Here is an 11,218-nt window from a genome sequence, read left to right as displayed (position 1 = left end):
TGCTAAGCATATAGTTTTAATGATGACAAAGGAGGAATGTTCATGTCTCAATCTGAAATCGAAAAATATGGACAAGAAGCTGCACGTTACGAACAGCTCGCTCGTTACTATCAATTTCATAATCCAAAAAAATATGTAGAACTATATATGAAATATTATGATGCGCTTACGAATCTTGTACAGGCATACGAAAAAAGAAATTCACAAGAAGCTGCTTTACCATCGCACATAAGATTTTTTCACTCTGCTTCAAATACACCTGCCGTTGACATTTTAGTAAACGGGCAAAAGGTAATTAAAAATATTTCATTTAAACAATTTAGTCCTTATTTAACATTAGTACAAGGTAAGTACCGAATAGATATCGTTCCTGTTGGAAATGAAACGCCCATCTTTTCAGCTTTAGTACCAATAATGGGAAATCACACTTATACTTTTGCCGCAATAAATAGTGATAATCATCTACAATTACAACCTATGCTTGATAATACTCATTTACCAGCAGGCCAGGCAAAAATACGCTTTGCACACTTTTCTCCCGATACCCCTGTTGTAAATGTAAGTTTAAAAGCTGGCGATCATTTATTTGAAAATGTACTCTTTAAACAAATAACAGATTTTTTAGAAGTTAGCCCTGGTACAGCGGATATAGAAGTTTCACTCGCAGATCATCAAAGTGTCTTACTAACTATACCGGATTTCAAAGTCGAACCGAACATTATTTATACAATTTCAATTTTAGGTTATTCAACGAAAGATCCTAAATTAGAAGCCGTTATACTTACGAATTAAAACAGTCTACACCATTCATTTGGTGTAGACTGTTTATTTTTGAAATGCAATTTGAAATTCTGTCCAATCATTATCTGAACGACACATGATGGACCCATTATGCTTTTCTACAATTTGTTTACATACAAATAACCCAATACCAGTTCCTAACTTTTTAGTAGTTACAAATGGTTCAAAAATCGTTTCTACATTTTCAGCTGGAATCATTGGCCCGTTATTTTTTATTACAATCCGAATCGATTGATCTTCTTCAAATACATCAATGATAATTTTTCGTTCTTCTTTCATTGATTCAAGAGCGTCAATTGAGTTCATTAATATATTTAAAAATACTTGTCTCACTTCACTCCGATAACCAGTAAGCGGAATTGGATATGGCAAATTCTTTTCAATAGAAACATTTGCATTGACCAAACTTGGATATAAGAACTGTATAATGTCTTGAAACAAATCATTTAGCCAAAACCGTTCAGATTCAGTCCACATTTCTTTTTTCGATACGAGTAAAAATTGCGAAATGCGAAAATTTAATTGGTCTAATTCATGAGAAATAATATCTAAATACGATAAACTAGGATGGTCTGCCTTTAATAATTTGACAAACCCCATAATGGAAGTAAGCGGATTACGAAATTCATGTACAAAACTAGCTGACATTTGCCCTAAAATTGTCAGCCTTTCTTTATGTGTTTCGTTAATATATTGCTGTTTTTCCTCTAAATTTCTTGATATAATTTCCGAGTATTTTAAAACAGTGTAATAAATTAATTTGTCAAAACAAGTATGTATTTGGGCCATAATTGGTTTCAATTCACGTGCACTAACATCTAATTCACACATCGCTTCGAAAAGCTCATTTCTTCCTACATTTGCATTATAAACAAAATCACCTATATTCGCATCTGCTCCTGCACGTTCAATAGCAATTTTCTCGCATAATGGCTGAAGATAATTTATATCTTTTTCTTCCATAGTAAGTTCAATAATAAACTCTAATAAATCCTCTCCATTTTGAACTGCTTCTAGTCTAAATGGATCTTTATCGGAAATTATCATTTTGTTTTTCCAGTTCTCAACGAATTGGTGCCTGTTGTTTTTCAAGTGCGAACAAAATACTTCTTTAATATCCTTATCGATTGGAAAAACCTCCATTCCTCCATTTCCATGCGACGAACACCCTTTATATTTTGAATATTAACACAAAAAACATGATTCGTTAATAGATTATTGTCACATTTTGTTAATATGTGTTGATAAAATTTTTATAACTTTATTAATTGTTTAGATTGATACATTCCATTTTCCTTCCTTTCATTCAAATTTTTTATATTCGATGCGACTTTTTTTGCATCCTGCTTCATTCTTTCGTACAATAGAAAAGGAAAGGTGTGAAAAATATGGTAAATAAAAATGTGGAAGATTATCTCCAAGAAGGCATTTACGGCCAAAAGCAAAACAAACCAGAAGAACGTAATATGTATTTAACTACATTACGTGAGCGTGTAGAAATCGCTTTAACTATCGGTCAAGTAATGCAAAGTAATGTATATTCTGAAGTAGCTAGTAGCATGCGCTCTTCTCAATCATTACAAATATTCCTAAATGGTGGCATTGCTTACCCACATTTATCAAAATACATTAAATTAGCGAACGAAAAAAATGTTCCTTTTACAATTGTTCAAAATAAAGGTACAGAAACACCAATCGGTTTAGTATTATCTCATAGCACTGCTGTCGACAAAGAACAAATTTATGTAGAAGATGCTATTTTCAAACAAGAAATGAAGTAAAAGGTACACTTGATTAAATGAAATCATTCTAAGAAACGTCAAATAAACAAAAAAAAAACGAGTATGGAATCGTAAACATTTCCTACTCGTTTTTTTGCGATGTTTAAGTTCTAGTTCCTTTATTTTTTAATACACACTAATTTCATTTCTGTCATTTCTTCGATTGCATATTTAATTCCTTCACGCCCCGTACCACTTTCTTTCACACCCCCGTAAGGCATATGGTCTACTCTGAACGTTGGAATATCATTTATCATGACACCACCAACTTCAAGCTCATCAATTGCACGCATAGCTTTAAACAAATTATTTGTAAATACACCTGCTTGTAGACCGTAACGTGAATGATTTACTTGCTCTATAGCCTCATCAAATTCTTTAAATGTATTTACTGTCATAAGTGGACCGAATACTTCTTGGCACTGTACAGATACATGCTTTGGAACATTCGTTAATACAGTAGGTTCAAAAATCCTTTCATCACGTTTGTTACCACCATATAAAACGTTCGCTCCTTCTTTAACTGCTTCTTGCACCCAGTTATCGATACGGTCGACATCTTTTTTCGAAATTAAAGCTGATACATCCGTTTCCTCAATCAGCGGATCACCAACAACAACTGTTTCCATCGCTTTCTGTAACTTCGATAGAAATTCATCCATTCTCTCTTCATGTACAAAAACGCGTTGTACCGAAATACAAACTTGTCCATTATTAACAAATGCTCCCCATTTTACTCGTTCAATTAATTCATCTGTTAATTCAACATCTTCATCAATAATAACAGCGGCATTCGATCCTAGTTCTAACGTAACTCGCTTTAACCCAGCCTTTGCCTTAATTCCAAGTCCAACTTTCGGACTTCCCGTAAAAGTAATGGAAGCAACATCATCATTTGTAACTATTGCTTCGCCTACAGTTGAACCAGGACCAGAAATAATATTTAAAGCCCCTTTTGGCAATCCTGCTTCTTCAAATAGTTCAACTAATGCATAAGATGATAGAGGCGTTTGATCAGCTGGTTTTAATACAACTGTATTTCCAGCAGCAATTGCGGGGCCCACTTTATGTGCCACTAAATTTAATGGAAAATTAAATGGTGTAATCGCCCCTATAACCCCAATCGGTTTACGTATTGTGTATGCAATACGCCCATCTGCACCAGGTGCTGCATCAAGCGGTAGTGTTTCACCGTATATACGCTTCGCTTCTTCAGCTGCAAATTTGTATGTCTGAACGGTACGATCTACTTCTCCCCTTGCAGCACGTATTGGTTTTGCAGCCTCTTTTGCAATAATTTCTGCAAATTCTTCTCTTCTTTCATCCATTTTTTGTGCGACTTTCTCTAAAATAGTCGCACGATCATATGCAGATAACGTATTCATTTCTTTCATTGCATTTTTTGCAGCAATAACAGCCTCTTTTACATCTTCTTCCGTTCCTTGTGCAATTTCCGCTAATGTTTCTTCAGAGTATGGTGCGTATAATGGTTTATACGTGTTTACAGACTTCCAATCTCCATTTATATATAAATGCTTTTTCATAATTCTTCCCCTTTCAAATATATGTATACAACAATACTTCACCTAGTGAAAGGTCTGACTTATTTCATTGTAACATAGCCCTTATTCTGCCAAAAACATTATGCTCAAAAAAAACTCTGCCATCTAGCAGAGTCTACGAACTAATTTGTTCTTGTAATGAAATTTGTTTTTCATCTTCTAAAATAACAATTGATTCTACAGTTTTTGTAACTTCTAGTCTCTTTATATAGTGTCCATCTAATTCTTTCACGCAAAACTTATAATTTTCGATTTCAATGAAATCCTCTTCGGCAATTTCTATATTTTTCGTTAAAATCCATCCACCTATTGTATCAACACCATTATCATCAATCGTTAAACCTAATAACGTATTTACTTCACTAACAAGTACTTTTCCCTCTAGTATCGTTTTCGTTTCACTAACTTGTTGAATTTCTGGCTGTTCATCTGTATCAAACTCATCTTGAATATCTCCAACTATTTCTTCTAAAATGTCTTCAACAGTAACAAGTCCAGACGTACCACCATATTCATCTATCAATATAGCAATATGTGTTCTTTCTTTTTGCATTTTTAAAAATAAGTCGTGTATTGGGATGGAGTCGATAACTAAAATAATCGGCCTCATATATTGCTCTACTTTCTTATTACTAACGGCATTATGCTGCACAAAATCTGTGAAAATATCTTTAAAATTCACAAAGCCTATTACGTGATCTTTGTCGCCATCAACAACTGGATATCTCGTATATTTTTCCCGAGACATTTTTTGCAACGCTTCTTCAGCAGGCATTTCTTTACTTATAATATGCATCTCGGTTCGGGGTACCATTATCTCTTTTGCTATACGATCATCAAATTCAAAGATTTTATTTACATATTTATATTCAGACTGATTAATCTCTCCATTTTTGTAACTTTCTGAAACTAATAACCGTAATTCTTCTTCTGAATGAACTTCATCGTGCCCTTTCGGTGGTTTCAGCCCTAGCAACTTCGTAATTATTCGGGCTGATCCATTTAATAGCCAAATAAATGGAAACGCCATACGATAAAAGAAAGTTAACGGTTTAGCAACAAATAAACTCACCTGTTCAGCTTTTTGAATCGCAAATGTTTTTGAAGCCAATTCCCCTATTACAACATGTAAAAATGTAATAAACAAAAACACTAAAATTACAGCAAAAATATCTGCTAGTTGAGTAGAAATGTTCAAATTCACAAAAAATGTGTCAAACATTTGCTTTAACGCAGGTTTACCGAACCACCCAATTCCCAGTGCTGTAACTGTTATTCCTAGCTGACAAGCAGATAAATATTCGTCTAAGTTTGTAATGACTGTTTTGACAGATGTTGCGCGATTATTTCCTTCTGCAATTAAATAGTCAATTCTTGAACTTCGCACTTTAACAATTGCAAATTCTGCTGCAACGAAAAATGCCGTTAAGGCAATTAAAACAATCACTATACTTATACTATATATGTCCAAATACTTTTCCTTACTTACATTGTAAGCAAGGAAGCCACCTCCTACTTAATTTTATTCAAGTGAAGTAAGCATTCTAATACTCTAACAAAATTCTACATTTGCAACCACCTTTTTATATATTATATGCATACATAAAAAAGATATTTATCATTATGATAATCTAATTTATTTCCCTCAGTCAAATGATTCTAAATTTTAAAATAAAACATTTTTATATACACGGTATATTCTTTATAGCTTCTTTTCGTGAAAAAACACTTTCTTTGCCGATTCCACACTTCTTTTGTCATACCAGAAGGGAACTCCATTCATAAATCGAAATCATTCAACAGGATATATATAGGAGGGATTATTTTGGAATATAAAACACCATTTATCGCAAAAAAATTAGGTGTTAGCCCAAAGGCTGTTGTCCGGATTGCACAACAATTAAATCTTACTATAGAAAAAAATAAATATGGTCACTTTATTTTTACACAAGATGATTTAGACCAAATGTTAGAATACCATCTTTCACAAATAGAGAAGTCCCAAAACACTCACCCTACTCAAAAAACATCATCAAATGATGTTGAAGAATTGAAAAATCAAGTAAATACAATTGTTCAAAACATATCATCACATGATTTTGAGCAATTAACCGCTCAATTAAACACAATTACGAGAAGACTAGATCGAATGGAAGAACAAATGCAAGATAAGGCAAATGATGTTGTTACGTACCAACTTTTACAACATCGCCGTGAAATGGAGGAAATGTTAGAGCGAATTCAAAAGCTAGAATCTGCCCTCAAGAAAGAAGAACCAATCTATATTACTCCCGATACAAAGCCAATATATGAACGTGAAAAGAAACCGAAGCGCCGTAAAATGATTTTTAGTATATTTGGATTATAATTTTTAGACCCTTATTAAAATAATAAGGGTCTTTTTCATGAAGAATGATTTCATTTTAAAATCGCATTCTCTTTATTATACATATTCATTTCGTTTTATTTGGTTAACATAATATTCTTACTGTATTCTGCGATTAATGCCTGTGCATGGGCATTTCCTTGAATTACATCTCGAAATTCTTTTAAAGAATACAAATGCGTAGCCCCTTTTCGGGCATGAATTCGTACTGGTACACCTTGTAAAGTATCATGAAATTGAAATGGCTTATCTATCGGTTCAATTGGGAAACCGAGTGTTAATAAATACATATACATTCTTTTTGTAACCGCTGCGATATACCATTCTGCTTTTGTTTCTAATGCATGCATAAATAAAATAGCTGTTAGTCTTTTGAAGTGTCCTCTCCCACGAGACGTTTTCGCGATACTTAACTTGCCTATTTCATATACATTTTGCAAATCTTTCACTAAATCATTTTTAGAAAACGGATAGAAAAACTCAGAATTTGATTGTTCTGGTACCGTATACTTCATACATTCTACTGTACCGATATGATGTTCATCTTCTATTAATAAAAATCGTGATGGATTTAAATTACGTTCTACGAACATTAAGTTTCTTTCTTCACAAAAATCTCCCCACAGTTGCTCGAACCAAAAATGTTCTTCCTTTGTTTGAACACGCTGGAACATATTTCCCCGCCTTTCCCATCGCCGCTCTGTTTTTGATAACGCTTTCACTATCTATCATATAAGAACAAATCTTCGTATGCAACTAAAAATATTTACGCCTTATTATATTCTGCAAAATAAATTAAATTCCATCATAATCGCCTTTTATCCCTTATGTACCGTTCTTCTCAAAATATATTTCTATCACTTGCAAATTCATATCATATGAAGCTGTCTCCCATACTGCATATAATTCTTCTTAATCTAAAAAAATCCTTTATAAAAAAGGATTTCTTTTACTTCTTCATGCTTTTTAACCACTTCTCAAAAATTTGTACCATTCCATGTTTCCCCGCTAATTTCTCTTCTCCTTGTTTCGTTTTATATGGATATAATTGCAAAAAAACACCGCATCCAGACTCAATTTTTTTACTATGCATATGACTTCCTGGGTATACACAAATGACTTCATAAATGGCCCTTCGATGATAGATTCGCTTTCCATCTTGTTCTTCTACATATTTTATAGACCAGTACTTATACATTTGCTCAGTTGCTTTCGTATTTCCAACGTGCTGAAAAATATTGTACATTGGGCTATACTTCACTTCAATAATAATAGAAGATTGATATACGTATTTCTCTTCCTCCTTTACATAACAGTCTAATCGAATATCTGGCTTCTTCGTGTCTTCTCCATTATAAAAATTACTCCCTTTACTTAATGCAATAAGAGGATGTGTTTCAATTAAATCATTAAATGCGACATGGACTTTCATATTATCTCGATGTAAAACTACTGTCGTTCCATCTTGTAATCCATCTACATAAAAATGTTCTTGTATTTGTTCGCGAATGGAATTTCTAGCTTCAAAACCAATTTGCTCTAACATGGAAATAACGATAAAAAAAGCGTAATATTCATACACTAAAAAAGTTGGTTTATAAACAAATAATAAAGATGGAGATTGATCTGTATATTGTGGAAGTAAATCTAAATGCTGTAGTAATTGTTGATGTGGTATCGGTAAATTATATGAATTCATCTTACCTGTTTCAGAAACTTCTCTCCAAAATGGAGAATGCATTAAAGTTTGAAAGTATTGTACACTATCATGTACAAAATGCGCTAAAATTTTATATTCTTGTATCTTCATAGAACTTTTTCGTAAATCCGCCTCTTTTAGTAAATGTATATTTTTATATTTTTGTTTCTCTCTATCGGTCACTGATCCATTACGCTCAATTGTTTGTATAATCGTTTTTACAGCTTGAAATTCTTCTGATTTCTTCTTTTTTTCTCTTTCTAATATTTCAATCGTTTGACGCAAAAAATTTTCCGCTTCAAGTAAATAGAGATAAAATTGCATCGCTTTAAATTTAAGAAATGCATTTTCTATACTATTTTTTTGTTCGATAAACTTACGATTATAATATTTTGCATACGGTTTTCTTTCCGCCACTACCGCTCCTTTCCTCGTTGCTTTCCGCTCCTTTTCTTCCCATTTATATTCATGTATAAATTTTGAACTTGATTCTATTTTCTTAAAAATTTGCTTTATCTTTTTCATTTTTTGCGGCAACTTTCTAAGTAACACTAAATAAGAAGAATCTTCAATATCGCTAAGTGCAGAGAAAGTCTTTTTATAATAACCTCTATCTAAAATCAACTCATTTAAAATCGACTTCACATAGCTTTGAATCATTTCAAATTGATCATCAAAAAAATTTTTGGGAACGACTTGAAAAGCGCCATAATACGTTCGCTCTTCTATATTCACTTCAAAATGATATAAACCACAACGCCATGGATAAAAGAATTCCGTTTTTCCATGTTCATATATTAATACCTTTTGTTTTTGGTCATTTATTTCATATTTTGTCTCTTTTATATTCTTCTGTCCCTCATAGACTTTATTCCATATAAAAGTAATATTCATTGGATTTTCATAATGGTATTGCAATCTAATTGGTTTTAATTCTTGCACTTTATAAATACATTGAGCTAATGCTGTTGCAGAGGTACAAAGACGATTTAATAAAATATATTCTCCTTTTGACTCCGTTCCAATAATTAACTTTAATACAAAAGGAAACGTTTCTTTCGTATCAACGATTTCTGTTTCGTATCGTCCATCATTTTGCATAACCATACAACTCCAGTTCTCTACGCTTTTCTCTTATATATGCTAAAGAGTGTTCAAATGTAGATACTCTGTTTGCAAGTGGAGATTGCAAAAGAGGTACTAATGTTGCCCCCCTTTTTACTTCCTCTGAAAGTAAAGACCCAACCATCATTTCAGTCCCTCTTATTTTCGTCAATACACGTTGCTTTATTTGTAAATCAAATCCTTCCTCTCTACTAATCATATAAGAATGATTATTTTGGAACGGTATATTTTGCAAATAAGTCGCAATTGCATTTGCACATCGAAAAGAAATTCCCTTTGACGTATCGTGTAATGACAATACACCATGTAACTTATCTAATAGCTCTAACTCTTCTTCAGAAAACACCTCAATCATCGTTTTATTCCTGACCCAATTTATGCGAAATTCTCCTGCAGTTACTTTCAGAGGTGGTTGTAATACAACTTTCTCTTGCTCCATACACATCTCACAAAACGGAATCTTTCGTAAAGTTATTACATTCGTCCGATCTAATAATCGATCTGAGAGCTCCTTCGTTGTTTCATCAAAATTCACAGTACCAACAAATATAATATTTTCTCCAATTTCAATTGTTGGCGGAATTGAATTTTCTTTTTCTTGCACACCTTCATATAAATTTAAAATACGATTTTGTTTTTCAAGTTGAAGAACAGATAGAAATGGAGTAAACCAATGCTCAATATGTGACATATTCATTTCATCAAAAACGATTATATACAGCTGATTTTGATTTTCTTTTGCCTTCATTAACGCCCTAACTAATTTTGTTTCACTTTCAATAAAAGTACCATTTGGATGAAGGTAACCAAGTAAATCATGTGGTTCTTGATATGATGGTGAAATCGGGATCCAAACCAATTCTTCCCCGTATTGTAATCCAAGTGCTTCTGCATAAGCTTGCACAAAACGGGATTTTCCAGCACCTGGTATCCCCCCCAGAATCGTCAACATATTTGTTTTTGTACTTATATGAAAGTTATAAATATCTGTTTCATCCAGATATAGCCCTTTATTACGTACAAAACTTTTCACATACTGTAAAAAGACGGATTCACGCTCATCCCATTCCCATTCATCCTTTTGCACTTTTATTTCCTCTACCTCTACAAGCTTACCTTCTTCAGTTATTCGTTTTTTTAATTGCTCATACACATGATTGCTTACAAAATATAATTGATCTTCTACCGCTATTTCTACATACTTCATCCAATCATTAAGTTCTATATACTTACATTCCCGCTGCTGTTCAAAATATGCGATTGAACTAATTGACGATGACTTTAAAGATATATTTCCATATAACCTTCCCTCATGCCACAATAACTCAGGAGGCTCAAAGTCTTTCGGATATTTTGGCATTAGAAATGACAAATAACCATTACTAAGTTTTCTTTCTAAAGACTCTCCCTTTTTATAATCAGAAACTTTAGGTACTGGAATCATTTTATAACCGTTTGCTATTTCTCGCGCTTCTTCTGTACAAATTAACTCCACGTATATATGTCCTCTTTCATAATAGAGACGAAACATAATCAATTGCTTTTCTAGTTTTCTTTTCTTTAATTCCGAAAAGACTTTTTCATTCTTTTTATTGCTACATAAACCTTCAAATACATATGGTTCATTTTTCAATTGTTCTTGCAACGTGAATGGTATTGGCGATAGGCATTGTACAAAGAAATTCTCTCCACTCTTCTCACTCTCTGCTTTTGTAAACTTCCCAATAAACCTCATATAGTACATTCGTTTTATAAAACTTGGCTGAAGAGCTTTATGTAATTTCACCTTCGTCACCTTCTTTTTTTCATACTATTCTTAGTGTATGAAAGAAACGCAAAACTAGAAACAAAAAACCTGACGTTA

Annotated in this window: 9 protein-coding genes; 3 read left to right on the top strand and 6 right to left on the bottom strand. The window is 32.7% G+C overall.

Features of this window, described 5'->3' with window-relative positions:
• Positions 1-42: 42 nt before the first annotated feature.
• Positions 43-792 carry a DUF4397 domain-containing protein gene (locus ACTFSI_RS15610; protein WP_000083263.1) on the top strand — a complete coding sequence of 250 codons (750 nt, stop codon included), beginning with the start codon at positions 43-45 and terminating at the stop codon, positions 790-792.
• Positions 793-825: 33 nt separating this feature from the next.
• Here ACTFSI_RS15610 and ACTFSI_RS15605 read toward each other — a convergent pair whose 3' ends face one another.
• A complete protein-coding gene (locus ACTFSI_RS15605) occupies positions 826-1,944 on the bottom strand; it encodes a BA2291 family sporulation histidine kinase (RefSeq protein ID WP_000451748.1) in 1,119 nt (372 codons plus the stop codon).
• Between the two features lie 245 nt (positions 1,945-2,189).
• Here ACTFSI_RS15605 and ACTFSI_RS15600 point away from each other — a divergent pair, with 245 nt between their 5' ends.
• On the top strand, positions 2,190-2,582 hold the full coding sequence (locus ACTFSI_RS15600; RefSeq protein WP_000247572.1) for a YueI family protein: 393 nt from the start codon (positions 2,190-2,192) through the stop codon (positions 2,580-2,582).
• A gap of 119 nt (positions 2,583-2,701) precedes the next feature.
• Here ACTFSI_RS15600 and ACTFSI_RS15595 read toward each other — a convergent pair whose 3' ends face one another.
• Both ACTFSI_RS15595 and ACTFSI_RS15590 read right to left on the bottom strand, forming a co-directional pair.
• Positions 2,702-4,126 (bottom strand): aldehyde dehydrogenase family protein, encoded by a 1,425-nt coding sequence (locus ACTFSI_RS15595; protein ID WP_440045470.1) that lies wholly within the window; start codon positions 4,124-4,126, stop codon positions 2,702-2,704.
• Positions 4,127-4,259: 133 nt separating this feature from the next.
• Positions 4,260-5,615, bottom strand: a complete 1,356-nt coding sequence (locus ACTFSI_RS15590) for a hemolysin family protein (protein ID WP_440045469.1) — start codon at positions 5,613-5,615, stop codon at positions 4,260-4,262.
• A 354-nt stretch (positions 5,616-5,969) separates the two neighbouring features.
• Between ACTFSI_RS15590 and racA the strand changes: the two genes are divergently transcribed.
• Positions 5,970-6,512 carry a chromosome-anchoring protein RacA gene (gene racA, locus ACTFSI_RS15585; RefSeq protein WP_138322062.1) on the top strand — a complete coding sequence of 181 codons (543 nt, stop codon included), beginning with the start codon at positions 5,970-5,972 and terminating at the stop codon, positions 6,510-6,512.
• A 95-nt stretch (positions 6,513-6,607) separates the two neighbouring features.
• Here the strand turns inward: racA and ACTFSI_RS15580 are convergent, their stop codons facing one another.
• The 3 genes from ACTFSI_RS15580 to ACTFSI_RS15570 form a co-directional block, all read right to left on the bottom strand.
• Positions 6,608-7,204 carry a hypothetical protein gene (locus tag ACTFSI_RS15580; RefSeq protein ID WP_000487805.1) on the bottom strand — a complete coding sequence of 199 codons (597 nt, stop codon included), beginning with the start codon at positions 7,202-7,204 and terminating at the stop codon, positions 6,608-6,610.
• A 275-nt stretch (positions 7,205-7,479) separates the two neighbouring features.
• On the bottom strand, positions 7,480-9,330 hold the full coding sequence (locus ACTFSI_RS15575) for a hypothetical protein (protein WP_001178630.1): 1,851 nt from the start codon (positions 9,328-9,330) through the stop codon (positions 7,480-7,482).
• A complete protein-coding gene (locus ACTFSI_RS15570) occupies positions 9,320-11,140 on the bottom strand; it encodes an AAA family ATPase (protein WP_197225385.1) in 1,821 nt (606 codons plus the stop codon). The genes ACTFSI_RS15575 and ACTFSI_RS15570 overlap by 11 nt, the downstream gene beginning before the upstream one ends.
• Between the last annotated feature and the right edge of the window lie 78 nt (positions 11,141-11,218).

Origin of the sequence: Bacillus cereus group sp. MYBK101-2 (assembly GCF_051918845.1) — a bacterium.
In the GTDB taxonomy this organism is placed as follows: domain Bacteria; phylum Bacillota; class Bacilli; order Bacillales; family Bacillaceae_G; genus Bacillus_A; species Bacillus_A paranthracis.
Note: the sequence above shows the minus strand (reverse complement) of the source record. Positions and strands in the feature narration are given on the sequence as shown.

What these genes read in the sequence shown, in the direction of transcription:
- ACTFSI_RS15610 (WP_000083263.1), top strand. Translation starts at nt 43, where the DNA reads ATGTCTCAATCTGAAATCGAAAAATATGGACAAGAAGCTGCACGTTAC.
- ACTFSI_RS15605 (WP_000451748.1), bottom strand. Translation starts at nt 1,944, where the DNA reads ATGGAGGTTTTTCCAATCGATAAGGATATTAAAGAAGTATTTTGTTCG.
- ACTFSI_RS15600 (WP_000247572.1), top strand. Translation starts at nt 2,190, where the DNA reads ATGGTAAATAAAAATGTGGAAGATTATCTCCAAGAAGGCATTTACGGC.
- ACTFSI_RS15595 (WP_440045470.1), bottom strand. Translation starts at nt 4,126, where the DNA reads ATGAAAAAGCATTTATATATAAATGGAGATTGGAAGTCTGTAAACACG.
- ACTFSI_RS15580 (WP_000487805.1), bottom strand. Translation starts at nt 7,204, where the DNA reads ATGTTCCAGCGTGTTCAAACAAAGGAAGAACATTTTTGGTTCGAGCAA.
- ACTFSI_RS15575 (WP_001178630.1), bottom strand. Translation starts at nt 9,330, where the DNA reads ATGCAAAATGATGGACGATACGAAACAGAAATCGTTGATACGAAAGAA.